This is a genomic window from Serratia liquefaciens ATCC 27592 (assembly GCF_000422085.1).
Taxonomy (GTDB): Bacteria; Pseudomonadota; Gammaproteobacteria; order Enterobacterales; family Enterobacteriaceae; genus Serratia; species Serratia liquefaciens.
On record NC_021741.1, the window covers coordinates 5,165,523 to 5,182,588 of the forward strand.

Sequence of the window (17,066 nt, forward strand, 5' to 3'; positions counted from 1 at the left end):
TGCCATACCTGCTTTAGCGCTACAATCATGGCGTTAGTCACAATGCGGAATTTGAAATATGCATGAAGAGATTACCGGCATTATTCTGGCCGGAGGGCGTGCCACTCGCATGGGCGGGGAAGATAAAGGTCTGGTTCCCGTTGCCGGCATCCCCCTGTATCAGTACGTGCTTGCCCGGCTACGGCCGCAGGTCGGGCCGATAGCCATCAACGCCAATCGCAATCAAGCACGGTATAGGGAAAGTGGCCTGCCGATAATTGGCGATCTGATCCCTGACTTTTCAGGCCCGCTCGCCGGTATGCTGGCCGGCCTGAAATACGCAACGACCGAGTGGGTGGCCTTTGTCCCCTGTGATGTTCCTGACTTTCCTGCAACGCTTATCGAGAAACTCTGGCAACAAAAAGGAAGTGCGATAGCCGCCTATGCCAGTGATGGGGAACGGGCTCACCCAACGCTAGCGCTATTGCACACCAGTCTGGCGACTCCGTTGGAAGATTATCTGGCCCGCGGGGAACGCAAGCTGATGCTGTTCCTGGACGCTGCGGGTGCACAGCAGGTGGAGTTCAAAGGGCAACAATCGGCCTTCCACAATCTTAATACCCTTGAGGACTGCCAACGTTGGGTAAAAGAAAAAGGAATTATCCATGAATAGCCCTTCCCAACCCCCTCTACTGGCCATTGCTGCCTATAGCGGCACGGGCAAAACCACTCTGCTTAAACAATTGATTCCTTTATTAAAGCAGCGGCAAATCCGCGTAGGGCTGATTAAACATACTCACCATGATATGGATGTCGATACCCCCGGCAAAGACAGTTATGAACTGCGCAAAGCCGGTGCCGACCAAACGTTGGTCGCCAGCAATAACCGCTGGGCATTAATGACAGAAACGCCGGAACAACCCCCACTGGATCTACAATATTTGGCGAGTCGTTTTGATACTGGCAAGGTGGATATCATTTTAGTCGAAGGGTTCAAGCATGAGCCCATCAGTAAAATCATTCTCTATCGTGAAGAGGTGGGTAAACCACTGGAGGATATGCTGGACGAGTTTGTGATCGCCATTGCCAGCGATCGGCCAATCACTGGAAATGCCCCACTGTTGGATCTTAATGACCCAGAGTGCATCGCTGACTTTATCGGGGACTGGTTAAAAAGCGCAGCCTAGCTGCGCCATTTTTTCTTTTGCACATAGCAAAAAGGCCATCCTTGCGGATGGCCTCTTGGCTTAATTGATGCCTGGCAGTGTCCTACTCTCGCATGGGGAGACCCCACACTACCATCGGCGCTACGGCGTTTCACTTCTGAGTTCGGCATGGGGTCAGGTGGGACCACCGCGCTATTGCCGCCAGGCAAATTCTGTTTCATTCCAACCGCTACTCCCGTAGCCATTGAAACCAATCTCGGAACTCGCTGAAAATCTCTACAATCTCTCTAAAACACCTTTGGTGTTGTAAGGTTAAGCCTCACGGATCATTAGTACTGGTTAGCTCAATGCATCGCTGCACTTACACACCCAGCCTATCAACGTCTTAGTCTTAAACGTTCCTTCAGGGACCTTAAAGGCCCAGGGAAGACTCATCTCGAGGCAAGTTTCGCGCTTAGATGCTTTCAGCGCTTATCTTTTCCGCACTTAGCTACCGGGCAGTGCCATTGGCATGACAACCCGAACACCAGTGGTGCGTTCACTCCGGTCCTCTCGTACTAGGAGCAACCCCTCTCAATCTTCCAACGCCCACGGCAGATAGGGACCGAACTGTCTCACGACGTTCTAAACCCAGCTCGCGTACCACTTTAAATGGCGAACAGCCATACCCTTGGGACCTACTTCAGCCCCAGGATGTGATGAGCCGACATCGAGGTGCCAAACACCGCCGTCGATATGAACTCTTGGGCGGTATCAGCCTGTTATCCCCGGAGTACCTTTTATCCGTTGAGCGATGGCCCTTCCATTCAGAACCACCGGATCACTAAGACCTACTTTCGTACCTGCTCGAGCCGTCACTCTCGCAGTCAAGCTAGCTTATGCCTTTGCACTAACCTCACGATGTCCGACCGTGATTAGCTAACCTTCGTGCTCCTCCGTTACTCTTTGGGAGGAGACCGCCCCAGTCAAACTACCCACCAGACACTGTCCTCACCCCAGATTATGGGGCCGAGTTAGAACATCAAACATTAAAGGGTGGTATTTCAAGGTTGGCTCCACGCAGACTGGCGTCCACGCTTCAAAGCCTCCCACCTATCCTACACATCAAGGCTCAATGTTCAGTGTCAAGCTATAGTAAAGGTTCACGGGGTCTTTCCGTCTTGCCGCGGGTACACTGCATCTTCACAGCGAGTTCAATTTCACTGAGTCTCGGGTGGAGACAGCCTGGCCATCATTACGCCATTCGTGCAGGTCGGAACTTACCCGACAAGGAATTTCGCTACCTTAGGACCGTTATAGTTACGGCCGCCGTTTACTGGGGCTTCGATCAAGAGCTTCGCCTTGCGGCTGACCCCATCAATTAACCTTCCAGCACCGGGCAGGCGTCACACCGTATACGTCCACTTTCGTGTTTGCACAGTGCTGTGTTTTTATTAAACAGTTGCAGCCAGCTGGTATCTGCGACTGGCTTCAGCTCCGAGAGCAAGTCTCTTCACCTACGCGCCAGCGTGCCTTCTCCCGAAGTTACGGCACCATTTTGCCTAGTTCCTTCACCCGAGTTCTCTCAAGCGCCTTGGTATTCTCTACCTGACCACCTGTGTCGGTTTGGGGTACGATTCTGTGTTACCTGATGCTTAGAGGCTTTTCCTGGAAGCTTGGCATCAACTACTTCTGCACCGTAGTGCATCGTCATCACGCCTCAGGGTTAATAAGTAACCGGATTTACCAGGTCACTCCCCCTACACGCTTAAACCGGGACAACCGTCGCCCGGCTAGCCTAGCCTTCTCCGTCCCCCCTTCGCAGTAACACCGAGTACAGGAATATTAACCTGTTTCCCATCGACTACGCCTTTCGGCCTCGCCTTAGGGGTCGACTCACCCTGCCCCGATTAACGTTGGACAGGAACCCTTGGTCTTCCGGCGAGCGGGCTTTTCACCCGCTTTATCGTTACTTATGTCAGCATTCGCACTTCTGATACCTCCAGCAACCCTCACAGGCCACCTTCAACGGCTTACAGAACGCTCCCCTACCCAACAACGCCTAAGCGTCGCTGCCGCAGCTTCGGTGCATGGTTTAGCCCCGTTACATCTTCCGCGCAGGCCGACTCGACCAGTGAGCTATTACGCTTTCTTTAAATGATGGCTGCTTCTAAGCCAACATCCTGGCTGTCTATGCCTTCCCACATCGTTTCCCACTTAACCATGACTTTGGGACCTTAGCTGGCGGTCTGGGTTGTTTCCCTCTTCACGACGGACGTTAGCACCCGCCGTGTGTCTCCCGTGATAACATTCTTCGGTATTCGGAGTTTGCATCGGTTTGGTAAGCCGGGATGGCCCCCTAGCCGAAACAGTGCTCTACCCCCGAAGATGAGTTCACGAGGCGCTACCTAAATAGCTTTCGGGGAGAACCAGCTATCTCCCGGTTTGATTGGCCTTTCACCCCCAGCCACAAGTCATCCGCTAATTTTTCAACATTAGTCGGTTCGGTCCTCCAGTTAGTGTTACCCAACCTTCAACCTGCCCATGGCTAGATCACCGGGTTTCGGGTCTATACCTTGCAACTATTCGCCCAGTTAAGACTCGGTTTCCCTACGGCTCCCCTATACGGTTAACCTTGCTACAAAATATAAGTCGCTGACCCATTATACAAAAGGTACGCAGTCACACCACGAAGGTGCTCCCACTGCTTGTACGTACACGGTTTCAGGTTCTATTTCACTCCCCTCGCCGGGGTTCTTTTCGCCTTTCCCTCACGGTACTGGTTCACTATCGGTCAGTCAGGAGTATTTAGCCTTGGAGGATGGTCCCCCCATATTCAGACAGGATGTCACGTGTCCCGCCCTACTCATCGAACTCACAATTAATGCATTTTAGTGTACGGGACTATCACCCTTTACTGTGCGACTTTCCAGACGCTTCCACTAACACAAGAACTGATTCAGGTTCTGGGCTCCTCCCCGTTCGCTCGCCGCTACTGGGGGAATCTCGGTTGATTTCTTTTCCTCGGGGTACTTAGATGTTTCAGTTCCCCCGGTTCGCCTCGTTAAGCTATGTATTCACTTAACGATAGTGCAACGAATTGCACTGGGTTTCCCCATTCGGGTATCGCCGGTTATTACGGTTCATATCACCTTACCGACGCTTATCGCAGATTAGCACGCCCTTCATCGCCTCTGACTGCCTAGGCATCCACCGTGTACGCTTAGTCACTTAACCTCACAACCCGAAGGTGTTTCTGTAAACAGAGAACACTCTCGTGCTGCTACATTTGAGAGACTCTATGACAGGTTAATCCTTACCCCAATACTTCTACGGAGGGATAAGTTTCAGCTGTCATGTTTCAATTTTCAGCTTGTTCCAGATTGTTAAAGAGCAATATCTTAAACACGACTCGCAAGAGTCATCTTTAAGATGTTTTCGGTTCCAAGAACCGGTGATAATGTCTTTCACTCATTATCGGATGGCGTCCCCAAGGGGATTCGAACCCCTGTTACAGCCGTGAAAGGGCAGTGTCCTAGGCCTCTAGACGATGGGGACACGAAAATCCGATTAAACTGACTGTCTTAATCGGTTCGTATCAGCATGAGTCAGTGACTCATTACATCAACAGGTAGCGCTTTTGCTCATTACGTTTCTATCAGACAATCTGTGTGAGCACTTCACGCGAATCAATATCATTAGGTAAGGAGGTGATCCAACCGCAGGTTCCCCTACGGTTACCTTGTTACGACTTCACCCCAGTCATGAATCACAAAGTGGTAAGCGCCCTCCCGAAGGTTAAGCTACCTACTTCTTTTGCAACCCACTCCCATGGTGTGACGGGCGGTGTGTACAAGGCCCGGGAACGTATTCACCGTAGCATTCTGATCTACGATTACTAGCGATTCCGACTTCACGGAGTCGAGTTGCAGACTCCGATCCGGACTACGACGTACTTTATGAGGTCCGCTTGCTCTCGCGAGTTCGCTTCTCTTTGTATACGCCATTGTAGCACGTGTGTAGCCCTACTCGTAAGGGCCATGATGACTTGACGTCATCCCCACCTTCCTCCGGTTTATCACCGGCAGTCTCCTTTGAGTTCCCGCCATTACGCGCTGGCAACAAAGGATAAGGGTTGCGCTCGTTGCGGGACTTAACCCAACATTTCACAACACGAGCTGACGACAGCCATGCAGCACCTGTCTCAGAGTTCCCGAAGGCACTAAGCTATCTCTAGCGAATTCTCTGGATGTCAAGAGTAGGTAAGGTTCTTCGCGTTGCATCGAATTAAACCACATGCTCCACCGCTTGTGCGGGCCCCCGTCAATTCATTTGAGTTTTAACCTTGCGGCCGTACTCCCCAGGCGGTCGACTTAACGCGTTAGCTCCGGAAGCCACGCCTCAAGGGCACAACCTCCAAGTCGACATCGTTTACAGCGTGGACTACCAGGGTATCTAATCCTGTTTGCTCCCCACGCTTTCGCACCTGAGCGTCAGTCTTTGTCCAGGGGGCCGCCTTCGCCACCGGTATTCCTCCAGATCTCTACGCATTTCACCGCTACACCTGGAATTCTACCCCCCTCTACAAGACTCTAGCTTGCCAGTTTCAAATGCAGTTCCCACGTTAAGCGCGGGGATTTCACATCTGACTTAACAAACCGCCTGCGTGCGCTTTACGCCCAGTAATTCCGATTAACGCTTGCACCCTCCGTATTACCGCGGCTGCTGGCACGGAGTTAGCCGGTGCTTCTTCTGCGAGTAACGTCAATGAACAGTGCTATTAACACTGAACCCTTCCTCCTCGCTGAAAGTGCTTTACAACCCGAAGGCCTTCTTCACACACGCGGCATGGCTGCATCAGGCTTGCGCCCATTGTGCAATATTCCCCACTGCTGCCTCCCGTAGGAGTCTGGACCGTGTCTCAGTTCCAGTGTGGCTGGTCATCCTCTCAGACCAGCTAGGGATCGTCGCCTAGGTGAGCCATTACCCCACCTACTAGCTAATCCCATCTGGGCACATCTGATGGCATGAGGCCCGAAGGTCCCCCACTTTGGTCCGTAGACGTTATGCGGTATTAGCTACCGTTTCCAGTAGTTATCCCCCTCCATCAGGCAGTTTCCCAGACATTACTCACCCGTCCGCCGCTCGTCACCCAGGAGCAAGCTCCCTGTGCTACCGCTCGACTTGCATGTGTTAGGCCTGCCGCCAGCGTTCAATCTGAGCCATGATCAAACTCTTCAATTAAAAGCTTGATTTGCTTCAACTCGTGAAGCGATGCTCGAAAATTAACTTTCGTAATAATTCAACTAAATGAATTACTGCTTGGTCACTCTTCAAGACTTGATATTTTTTTGAACCCGAAGGTTCTGGATATCGTCTTGTGGAGTGCCCACACAGATTGTCTGATAAATTGTTAAAGAGCAGTGAGTTAGGTTGCTAACTCGAGGTGGCGTATATTACGCTTTTCACCTGAAGAGTCAAGCTTTTTTCTTATTAAGAAACGGTGTTTTCACCGGCTTGAATCTTTCTGGCTGGGCGACTGGTTCTCGTTAGAGGAGTCGTTGTTCCCGGTCAGTGGAGGCGCATTATAGGGAGTTCTCAGAAGGCCGCAACCCCTAAATGCAAAAAACTTTTCAAGCGCGGTATTTTTCGACAAAACGCTGAACAAGCCAGCGTTTTCGTCACTTTTTCCGGAAATCAGCGACAAAAGCTGGTGATCCGTAGAGTAAAATAAGAGTAACAATGTCAGTAAGGACTCGCAGCCATGCAATTTAATGCTCAACAACAGGCCGCCCAACGCAATCTTTCTTATCTACTTGCAGAAAAACTCGGCCAACAAATTCTGGCAGGCGATTATCAGGCCGGCAGTATCCTGCCCGGGGAGATGGAACTCGGGGAACAATTTGGCGTGAGCCGCACCGCGGTACGTGAAGCGGTGAAGATGCTGGCCGCCAAAGGCATGCTGCTCCCCCGTCCGCGCATCGGCACCCGGGTCATGCCGCAAAGCCAGTGGAACTTTCTCGATCAGGATTTACTGACCTGGTGGATGACCAAAGAGAACTTCGATCAGGTGATGCAGCATTTCCTTATCCTGCGAACCTCGCTGGAACCTCAGGCCTGCTCATTGGCGGCTGCCAACGCCAGCACGCAGCAAACTGCGCGGTTGGCTGAACTGATGGCGGAAATGCGGGCACTGCATGTTCAGTTTGACCGCGAGCACTGGATCCAGGTTGATACCCAGTTCCACCAGCTTATCTATGAGGCCAGCGGTAATCCGTTTCTCACATCATTCGCCAACCTGTTCAGTTCGGTGTATCAAAGTTACTTCCGCGCCATCACCGGTAACGAAGTGATTAAGCTCCAGAACCATCAGGCCATTGTCGATGCGATACTCGCCGGCGACGGCGCAGGGGCATTAGCCGCCTGCCAGATCTTGCTCAGAGAGAAAGACTAACTCATGCCCTACTTATATATAGAAGAACAATGAAGGGACGAATACGACAGTTAACCGGGAATCATAATGACTAAATCCGCGCGCAGTATGGCAGGGCTCCCCTGGATCGCCGCAATGGCATTCTTTATGCAGGCGCTGGACGCCACCATCCTCAACACGGCGTTGCCTGCGATAGCGCAAAGCCTGGAGCGCTCGCCACTGGCGATGCAGTCTGCCGTAATCAGCTATACGTTGACGGTTGCCATGCTGATCCCGGTCAGTGGCTGGCTGGCAGACCGTTTCGGTACCCGGCGGGTATTTATCTTTGCGGTTTCGCTATTTACTCTCGGTTCGCTGCTGTGTGCGCTTTCCCCAACGCTAAGCGTGTTGGTGACTTCACGCGTCATTCAGGGCGTTGGTGGTGCGATGATGATGCCGGTAGCGCGTTTGGCCCTGTTGCGCGCCTACCCGCGCAGCGAGCTGTTGCCGGTTCTGAACTTCGTGACCATGCCCGGGCTGGTTGGCCCGATCATGGGCCCGATGCTGGGGGGATGGCTGGTCACCTATGCCACCTGGCACTGGATTTTCCTTATCAACATCCCGATTGGCCTGCTCGGCATCTTCTATGCACGCAAATATATGCCGGACTTCACCACGCCCAAGCGTCGGTTCGATTTCCTCGGCTTTATGCTGTTTGGCCTGAGTCTGGTGCTGGTTTCTACCGGGCTTGAGCTGTTTGGCGAACAGGTGCTGGCCAGCTATATCTCACTGGGTATTCTGCTCAGCGGCGTGGTGATGCTGTTCGGCTATATCGCTCATGCCCGCAGGCACCCTCAGCCACTGATTGGTTTGGATTTATTCCAGACTCGCACCTTCTCCGTGGGGATCGCCGGCAATGTCGCTTCACGCCTGGGTACCGGCTGCGTGCCGTTCCTGATGCCGCTGATGCTGCAGGTCGGTTTCGGTTACTCGGCGATTATTGCGGGCTGCATGATGGCACCGACGGCCATCGGCTCACTGATGGCGAAATCCACCGTGACTCAAGTGCTGCGCTGGTTCGGCTATCGCAAAACGCTGGTTGGCATCACGTTGATTATCGGCGTGCTGATCGCCCAGTTTGCATTACAAAGCCCGGGAATGCCGCTGTGGTTGATGATCCTGCCGCTGTTCGTGCTGGGGATGGCGATGTCTACGCAGTTCACCGCCATGAATACCATCAGCCTGGCGGATTTAAACGATGCCAATGCCAGCTCCGGCAATAGCGTGCTGGCGGTTACTCAGCAGCTTTCCATCAGCTTTGGCGTGGCGATCAGCGCAGCGGTGCTGCGTTTCTATGAATCTATGTCGCTCGGCACCATGGTCGATCACTTCCACTACACCTTTATTACCATGGGGATTGTCACCCTGGCCTCAGCGTTTGTCTTTATGCTGTTAAAAAGGAAGGACGGCCGTAACCTGATCAGTGGCCGTGACAGCAAGAAAGAAGCCGAAGCTACTCGCTAGCGGCGGCCAACAGAAGCGCGTTCCACCAGCTCAGGGGTCAGTACCAGAACCTGAGCTTCACGTTCCGGATTCTGCAGGCGGTTGATCAACGCATCGATCGCCAATTCGCCCAGCGAATCTTTAGGTTGATGAATGGTGCTTAGCGGCGGCGCAAGGTATTTGGCCAGTTCGATATCGTCGTAACCCATCACCGCCATGTCCTGCGGTACCGATAACCCAGCCTGATACAACGCCTGGTAAGCCCCCACCGCGACCGCGTCGTTACCGGCGAACACCGCGTGGGGTGGCTCAGCCAAGGCCAACAGCTGTTTCATGGCGATGACACCGCCTTCAAATTCAAAATCGCAGTGCACTTCATACCCCGGCAGGATCGCCAGCCCAGCACGCTGCATGGCACTGCGGTAACCTTCCAGTCGGTGGCGTGCCGTGGTTTTATCCTGCGGGCCGGCGATGCAGGCGATTTTGCGATACCCGCGAGCGATCAGATGATCGGTCGCCATCTCGCCGCCCAACAAAGAGTTGTCCTGGATGATGTCGTTAGCCCCTTCGAACGGCGCCCAGTCCATCATCACTATTGGTAGAGACGGGTAGCGACTCAACGCATCCTGCGATGGCCGATGGTTTTCGGTACACATCAACAGCAAACCGTCGACGCGCTTTTGCAGCAGCGTCTCCATATTGCGGTTCATGCGCGCAGCATCTTCTTCGGTATTGCACAGGATCAAACTGTAGCCACGTTCATAACAACTGCGCTCGACGCCACGCACCACCTCAGCATAAAAAGGGTTGTTGCTGGAAGTGACCAGCATGCCGATGGTTCGCGTCTGATTCAATTTGAGACTGCGCGCCAGGGCGGAAGGCGCATAGTTCAGTTGTTCTATGGCCGCCATGATTTTGGCTCGCACGCTGTCGCTGACAAAGCGATTGTTATTAATGACGTGCGAAACCGTCGAGGTTGAAACACCCGCCAGGCGGGCGACATCTTTCATGGTGGCCAAGGGGGTTACTCCTGCTGCTGCAAGAAGGCGTCAATCTCTTCGCGCCAGGGCACGGAAGGTTGGGCGCCGGGACGGGTCACCGCAATTGCCGCTGCTGCATGAGCAAAGCGCACCGCATCCGCCATGTTTTTGCCTTCCAGCAACGCCGTGACCAGCGCTCCGTTGAAGGTATCGCCAGCGGCGATAGTATCGACCGCTTTAACCTTGAAACCGGGTACCAATTTGCCGTTGCCGTTCTCACTCAGCCACACGCCACGGCTACCAAGGGTGATGATCACCGTTGCGATACCTTTATCGTGCAACGCCTGAGCGGCACGCGCGGCATCATTATCGTCATTGACCGCAATACCGGTCAGGCGCTGAGCTTCGGTTTCGTTTGGCGTAATCATATCGATAGTCGCCAGTAGATCGTCCGGCAGCTCACGAGCAGGTGCCGGGTTAAGGATAACCTGCGTCTGATGCTGTTTCGCCAGGCTGGCGGCTGCGATAACGGTTTCCAACGGAGACTCGAGCTGCATCAGCAACGCGTCGGCGTCGATAACCTTTTGCTGATAACGTGCAAGATAATCGGGGGTCACTGCGGCATTGGCACCCGCATCGATGCCGATCACGTTCTCGCCTTCCGCATTAACGAAAATCAGCGCGACGCCCGTGGTGCTGTCGGTAATGGCTTCTATCGGTTGGGTATCAATGCGATCGCTCGCCAGTTGCTGACGCACGCGTTCACCGATGTCATCGGCACCCACGCAGGCGATAAAAGCGATATCAGCACCGCTGCGCCCAGCCGCCACCGCCTGGTTTGCGCCTTTGCCGCCAAACGCCACTTTATACTGTTTCCCGATCACCGTTTCGCCCGGGCGAGGAAACTGCTCAATATTAAGGATATGGTCGGCATTGATACTGCCCAGAACCACCAGCTTACCTGTTGCCATCGCATTGATTCCTGAATTACGCGCCATCATAAACGCCCCGTTTTGATGGCGCTGGTATGACTTATTGGGTGACCAGTTTCAAATCCACCGGAATGGTAGCCGACACTTTCTCGCCTTTCAGCACTTTATCGGCAGTTTCTACGCCGATCACGCCGATCTGATCCGGACGCTGCGCGACGGTAGCCGCCAGCTTGCCGCCTTCAACCGCTTTCACGCCGTCGGCAGTGCCGTCGAAGCCTACCACGACCACGTCGGTTTTACCGGCGGTTTGCAGCGCACGCAGGGCGCCCAGCGCCATTTCATCGTTCTGGGCAAACACCGCCTGCACATCAGGGTGAGCGGTCAGCAGGTTCTGCATCACGTTCAGGCCTTTGGTACGGTCGAAATCTGCCGGTTGGCTGGCCAGCAGTTTGAATTTGTTCTGATCCAGTGATTGTTTAAAGCCTTCGCCACGCTCACGGGCAGCGGAGGTACCGGCGATCCCTTCCAGTTGGATCACTTTAGCGTCTGCGCCCACTTTTTTGGCAATGAAATCACCGGCCATTTTGCCGCCAACGCGGTTATCCGAAGCGATATGGCTGACCACTTCGCCCTTGCTCGCCACGCGGTCCAGGGTGATGACCGGGATCTTGGCCTGATTGGCCATCTTGATGGCGTTACCGACCGCATCGGAATCGGTTGGGTTAATCAGCAGCAGCTTAGGCGCCTGCACCATCAGATCCTGCACGTTAGCCAGCTCTTTCGCCGGGTTATTCTGCGAATCCAGCACCACCAGGTTGTAACCCAGCTTGTTGGCTTCCTGCTGCGCCCCCTCTTTCATTGAGACAAAGAACGGGTTGTTCAGCGTGGAAACCACCAGCGCAATGGTGTCTTTCGCCAGCGCGTTAGCGCTCAGGGTGGCGCTCAGTGCGAAGGCTGAAGCCAAAATTGCCAGTTTTTTCATTTTCATCATCGTGATTCCTGTAGGGGGAGGTTATTTGTTGCTTTTGTTCTCTACCAGAACCGCCAGCAGTATCACCACTGCCTTCACGATCATTTGGTAGTAAGAAGAAACACCCAGTAAATTCAATCCGTTGTTCAGGAAGCCAAGGATCAGCGCCCCGATCAAGGTACCAACGATGCGGCCCTTGCCGCCGGCCAGGCTGGTACCGCCCAGCACCACTGCGGCAATGGCGTCCAACTCATAGCCGGTGCCGGCGGTCGGCTGCGCGGAAGACAGGCGCGCCACTTCGATCACGCCCGCCAACGCCGCCAACAAACCACAAAGCGAATAAACGATAATCTTCACTTTATCGACGCTGATACCGGACAGGCGGGTCGCCGCCTCGTTGCCGCCCAGAGCATAAATATAGCGGCCCAGACGGGTATGGTGCAGCATGTACCACGCAGCGATAAAGACGATCGCCATGATCCAGATAGGGGTTGGTACGCCCAGCGGCCGGCCGATACCGAACCAGCCGAAAGTATCGGCCACGTCGGTAAAGCCGGTGTTCACCGGGCTGCCGTTGGTGTACACCATGGTGACGCCGCGCAACAGCAGCATCATCACCAGGGTCGCAATAAATGCCTGCACCTTGCCCTTTGCAACGATCACCCCGGTACAGGCGCCGACCGCAGCCCCCAATGCCAGTGCCGCCGCCACGGCCACCACCGCGTTAACTTCAAAGCCCACGATCGATGCCGCTACCGCACCAGTTAACGCCAGTAGCGATCCCACTGACAAATCGATGCCGGAAGTGAGGATCACCAGCGTCATCCCCACCGCCATAATGGCGTTAACAGAGGTTTGCTGCAGAATATTGAACAGGTTATTTAGGGTGAAGAAATTTGGGCTCATTGAAGAGACCACGGCGATCAGCACCAGCAGAGCAATCAGTGATTTTTGCTCTAACAGCCACTCTTTACTGAACCAGCGCTTTGCCACACTCTGGGAACTCATATCTGATTACTCCTGCTTTACGCCGTATTGCTTGCCAACGGCCGCAGCCATCAACGCTTCCTGGGTGGCCTGTTCAATCGGGAACTCGCCGCTAAGGTGTCCTTCGTGCATCACCAGAATGCGGTCGCTCATGCCCATGACCTCCGGCATTTCCGACGACACCAGAATGATGCTCAGACCTTCCTGCTTGAACTGGTTAATTAACTGATAGATTTCTTTTTTGGCACCGACATCAACACCGCGTGTCGGTTCATCGAGGATCAACACCTTTGGCCGCGTCATCAGGCCGCGGGCGATTGCCACTTTTTGCTGATTGCCGCCGGAGAGCAGGCCAATGGGCTGTTCCATCGACGGCGTCTTGATATTGAACAAGCGGATGAAATCCCCCACCGCCTGCTGTTCTTCGGCCTGTTTCAGGCTGCCGCCGGCACGGCTGAAATAGCGCAGCGCGGTCAACGACATGTTTTCCTTCACCGACATCCCCAACACCAGACCATCGCGCTTGCGGTCTTCGGAGATATACACAATGCCGTTCGCCAAACCGTCCTGTGGAGAATGAGTGACAACCTGGCGGCCATCGAGGCTGACCGTGCCGGCCTTGCGCGGTGCTGCCCCGTAGAGAATTTTCATCAGCTCGGTTCGCCCGGCCCCCATCAACCCGGCGACGCCAAGAATTTCGCCACGGTATAACGTAAAGCTGACGTCATGCACACCCGGACCGGAAACCTGACTGACCTCCAGCCGTTTTTCACCGCGCGACTGGTTGAGGCGCGGGTATTGTTCTTCCAGCTTGCGGCCGACCATCATTTCTATCAGCGAATCTTCCTGCAGCTCACTGACCGGACGCTCGGCGATAAACTGCCCGTCACGAAACACCGTGACGTCATCGCAAATTTCAAAAATCTCTTTCAGCCGGTGGGAGATGTAAACAATCCCTCGCCCTTCGGCCTTCAGTTCATTGATCACTTTAAATAAAGAGGCCGTCTCGGTATCGGTCAACGCATCCGTCGGCTCATCCATAATGATGACTTTCGATTCGAAGCTCAGCACCTTGGCGATTTCCACCATTTGCTGATCGCCGATCGACAGTTCCCCCACCAGCCGGTGGCTGCTGTAACTCAGGTTCAGTCGTGCGAGCAGTTTGTCTGCTTCGGCATACATCCGCTTCCAGTCGATGCGGCCGATACGGTTAACGAACTCACGCCCGAGGAAGATGTTCTCCGCAATGGTTAATTGCGGGATCAGGTTCAGTTCCTGATGGATGATGCCGATGCCCGCTTCCTGCGAATCCTTTGGGCCGTTGAACGCCACCTCTTTTCCGAGAAAGTACTGACTGCCGGCGTCTTTGTTATAAATGCCGGTCAGCACCTTCATCATGGTGGATTTCCCGGCGCCGTTTTCACCCACCAGCGCCATCACCTTGCCCGGGTACACGCTGAGCGCAGCGCCGGAAAGCGCCTTCACGCCGGGAAAGGCTTTATCGATCCCTTTCAGTTGCAGTAAAGGTTGCATAGGTGCCTCAGAAAGTTACGCCGGCGCAAAGGATCACGTTCGCGTAGGGCGAACATTCCCCGCTGCGGATCACCGCACGGCAGTGTTCCGTTTGTGCTTTAAAAGCCTGGTGGCTGATATAGCTCAGGCTGATGCTCTTCCCCTGGCGTTGGCCAAGTTCGGTCAGCTGAGCCAATAACGCGCTATGAAGCTGTGGATTTTGCTTAACGATCTCTTCCGCCAGAATGGCGCTTTCGACCTGCATCTCCTGCGTCACGACCTCGAGTACCTGTAGAAAAGTCGGCACCCCCTGAGTCAGCGCCAAATCGATGCGCTGTGTGGCCGCCGGAATAGGCAGCCCGGCATCGCCGATAGCTATCTGATCGGTATGACCGAGACGGGAAACCACGGCAGAGACATCAGCATTCAACAACACGCCTTTTTTCATCTTGTTCTTCTCATTCCGCCAGCGAAACGTTTCGCTTGTGTCTGGAGTTTAAAAAAACGTCAGTAGAAGGCAACCGGGATAATGCAGAAGTGTGATCGTCATCGAAACGTTTCGCTCGTGTTACCGAGAACAGATACCCTAAATAATTGACGTTGCATCGCGGCGGCAAGCCTGCGAATTCCCGGGAGCATAATCCACTATGTGACCGGGATGAGCTGGTGCAGCCAACAAAGAGGCAGCTTCAAGTATGACGGGGTTAAACAGAAAGGGCCCAGCGGTGGCTGAGCCCTTGAGGGGGAGTTAAATCTCGACCTGGGTTCCCAGCTCGATCACCCTATTAGGCGGGATCTCAAACTGGTCCGGCGCACGTAGCGCATTGCGGCTCAATGCAATAAACAGCTTGCCGCGCAGGAACAGGTACCACGGCCGTTTGGTCAGGATCAACGACTCGTGCGACATAAAGAACGAGGTTTCCGTCATCCGGCACGGCAGCCCTTCCAGCCCGCAGCGGTGGAACACTTCTTCAACGTTCGGCGTTTCACGCCAACCATAGCTGGCCACCACCCGCCAGAAGGTCGGTGACAGCTGTTCGATGGTCACTCGCCGCACGTTGTGAACGTAAGGTGCATCCTCGGTACGCAACGTCAACAGCACCACGCGTTCGTGCAGCACCTTGTTGTGCTTTAGGTTATGCAGCAGCGCAAAAGGGATCACGTTGATGGCGCGTGACATAAAGACCGCGGTGCCAGGCACCCGCACCGGTGGCGATTTTTCCAGTGAGGCGATCATCGCCTCCAGGGAATTGCCGTGCTCGTGCATGCGGCGCAGCAGTCGGAAACGTTCGCTCTTCCAGGTGGTCATGATGATGAACATCACCAGCGCCAACATCAGCGGCAGCCACCCCCCCGAGAACAGTTTCAGGGCGTTGGCGGAGAACATCGGGATGTCGATAATCAGCAGGACAACCAGAATGCCGACGGCGAAGAAGCGATTCCAGTGCCAGTTTTTAATCGCCACCGACGTCACCAGAATACTGGTCAGCACCATGGTGCCGGTCACGGCGATGCCGTAGGCCGCCGCCAGATTACTGGAGTGTTCGAAACCGACAATCACCAGCACCACCGCGATATACAGCGTCCAGTTGATCACCGGAATGTAGATTTGGCCGGATTCCATTTCAGACGTATGGATGATGCGCATTGGCGACAGGTAACCCAGGCGCACCGCCTGACGGGTCAGGGAGAACACGCCGGAGATCACCGCCTGCGAGGCGATAACCGTGGCCAGCGTCGCCAGAATTAATAGCGGGATCAGCGCCCAGTCCGGCGCCAACAGGAAGAACGGGTTCTTGATCGCCTCCGGATTTTTCAGCAACAGAGCGCCCTGGCCAAAATAGTTCAGCACCAGTGAAGGCAGCACCACGGTGAACCAGGCCAGGCGAATAGGGAATTTGCCGAAGTGGCCCATATCGGCGTACAACGCCTCAACGCCGGTAATCGACAGCACCACCGCACCCAGCGCAAAGAACGAAACCTTCTTATATTCAATAAAGAAGTTCAGCGCCCATTTCGGGTTCAACGCCTGCAACACTTCCGGGTTAGCCATAATGCTGCGCGCCCCCAGCACCGCCAGGACGATAAACCACAGCAGCATCACCGGTGCAAAGAGCTTACCGACGCTGCCGGTACCGTGTTTCTGGATGGCGAACAGCAGCGTCAGCACCAGTATCGACAGAGGAACGATATAGCCATCGAGCGACGGAGCGGCGATTTCCAACCCTTCTATCGCGGACATCACCGATATCGCCGGGGTGATCACCACCTCGCCATAGAAGAAGCTGCCGCCAATCAGGCCCAGGATCACCAACACTGCGGTAGTGCGCGCTGAAGTATTACGCCCGGCTAACGACATCAGCGTCAGGATCCCGCCTTCGCCGGCGTTATCTGCCCGCATGACATAAGTGAGGTATTTAAGGGAAACAATGATGATCAGCATCCAGAAAATCAGCGACAGGAAGCCGAAAACTACGTCTGGACGAACATCGAAGCCGTAATGGCCGGAGAAACACTCTCTGAGAGTATAGAGAGGACTGGTGCCGATATCACCGTAAACCACCCCAATTGCCGCCAGGGTTACCGCCGATAAGGACTGTTTATGCTCTGTGCTCATAATTCGTTTCTTTATTAGAACATCCGTTA

At 54.4% G+C, this 17,066-nt stretch carries 11 protein-coding genes, 1 tRNA gene and 3 rRNA genes; 4 read left to right on the top strand and 11 right to left on the bottom strand.

The window, feature by feature from the left end:
- Window positions 1-58: 58 nt before the first annotated feature.
- Together mobA and mobB are read left to right on the top strand one after the other, a co-directional pair.
- On the top strand, window positions 59-652 hold the full coding sequence (gene mobA, locus M495_RS24035; protein WP_020837685.1) for a molybdenum cofactor guanylyltransferase MobA: 594 nt from the start codon (window positions 59-61) through the stop codon (window positions 650-652).
- On the top strand, window positions 645-1,166 hold the full coding sequence (mobB, locus tag M495_RS24040) for a molybdopterin-guanine dinucleotide biosynthesis protein MobB (protein WP_020837686.1): 522 nt from the start codon (window positions 645-647) through the stop codon (window positions 1,164-1,166). The genes mobA and mobB overlap by 8 nt, the downstream gene beginning before the upstream one ends.
- Before the next feature lie 69 nt (window positions 1,167-1,235).
- On the opposite strand, the gene rrf is transcribed toward mobB, so the two are convergent.
- From rrf to M495_RS24060, 4 genes are all read right to left on the bottom strand, one after another.
- Window positions 1,236-1,351: ribosomal RNA gene (gene rrf / locus M495_RS24045) — 5S ribosomal RNA — on the bottom strand.
- A gap of 102 nt (window positions 1,352-1,453) precedes the next feature.
- A 23S ribosomal RNA gene (locus M495_RS24050) occupies window positions 1,454-4,361 on the bottom strand.
- 245 nt (window positions 4,362-4,606) lie between these two features.
- A tRNA-Glu gene (locus tag M495_RS24055) sits at window positions 4,607-4,682 on the bottom strand.
- Between the two features lie 145 nt (window positions 4,683-4,827).
- Window positions 4,828-6,368, bottom strand: a 16S ribosomal RNA gene (locus M495_RS24060).
- The 16S, 23S and 5S rRNA genes sit together here with 1 tRNA gene alongside, the layout of an rRNA operon.
- A gap of 520 nt (window positions 6,369-6,888) precedes the next feature.
- Here M495_RS24060 and M495_RS24065 point away from each other — a divergent pair.
- On the top strand, window positions 6,889-7,578 hold the full coding sequence (locus M495_RS24065; RefSeq protein WP_020837687.1) for a FadR/GntR family transcriptional regulator: 690 nt from the start codon (window positions 6,889-6,891) through the stop codon (window positions 7,576-7,578).
- Window positions 7,579-7,644: 66 nt separating this feature from the next.
- A complete protein-coding gene (gene mdtD / locus M495_RS24070) occupies window positions 7,645-9,060 on the top strand; it encodes a multidrug transporter subunit MdtD (protein ID WP_041415120.1) in 1,416 nt (471 codons plus the stop codon).
- Here mdtD and rbsR read toward each other — a convergent pair.
- From rbsR to kup, 7 genes are all read right to left on the bottom strand, one after another.
- Window positions 9,057-10,058 carry a ribose operon transcriptional repressor RbsR gene (gene rbsR / locus M495_RS24075; RefSeq protein ID WP_020837691.1) on the bottom strand — a complete coding sequence of 334 codons (1,002 nt, stop codon included), beginning with the start codon at window positions 10,056-10,058 and terminating at the stop codon, window positions 9,057-9,059. The two genes, mdtD and rbsR, sit on opposite strands and share 4 nt — an antisense overlap.
- Before the next feature lie 5 nt (window positions 10,059-10,063).
- Entirely contained in the window at window positions 10,064-10,990 is a 927-nt protein-coding gene (gene rbsK, locus M495_RS24080) for a ribokinase (RefSeq protein ID WP_020837693.1), read from the bottom strand.
- 61 nt (window positions 10,991-11,051) lie between these two features.
- Complete coding sequence (rbsB, locus tag M495_RS24085; RefSeq protein WP_041415747.1) at window positions 11,052-11,939, bottom strand: ribose ABC transporter substrate-binding protein RbsB; 888 nt, start codon at window positions 11,937-11,939, stop codon at window positions 11,052-11,054.
- 24 nt (window positions 11,940-11,963) lie between these two features.
- Window positions 11,964-12,929: a ribose ABC transporter permease gene (rbsC, locus tag M495_RS24090; RefSeq protein ID WP_020837695.1), complete on the bottom strand. Its 966-nt coding sequence runs from the start codon at window positions 12,927-12,929 to the stop codon at window positions 11,964-11,966.
- Between the two features lie 6 nt (window positions 12,930-12,935).
- Entirely contained in the window at window positions 12,936-14,441 is a 1,506-nt protein-coding gene (gene rbsA / locus M495_RS24095) for a ribose ABC transporter ATP-binding protein RbsA (RefSeq protein WP_020837696.1), read from the bottom strand.
- A 7-nt stretch (window positions 14,442-14,448) separates the two neighbouring features.
- Complete coding sequence (gene rbsD / locus M495_RS24100; protein WP_020837697.1) at window positions 14,449-14,868, bottom strand: D-ribose pyranase; 420 nt, start codon at window positions 14,866-14,868, stop codon at window positions 14,449-14,451.
- Between the two features lie 300 nt (window positions 14,869-15,168).
- A complete protein-coding gene (gene kup, locus M495_RS24105) occupies window positions 15,169-17,037 on the bottom strand; it encodes a low affinity potassium transporter Kup (protein ID WP_020837698.1) in 1,869 nt (622 codons plus the stop codon).
- Window positions 17,038-17,066 lie beyond the last annotated feature (29 nt).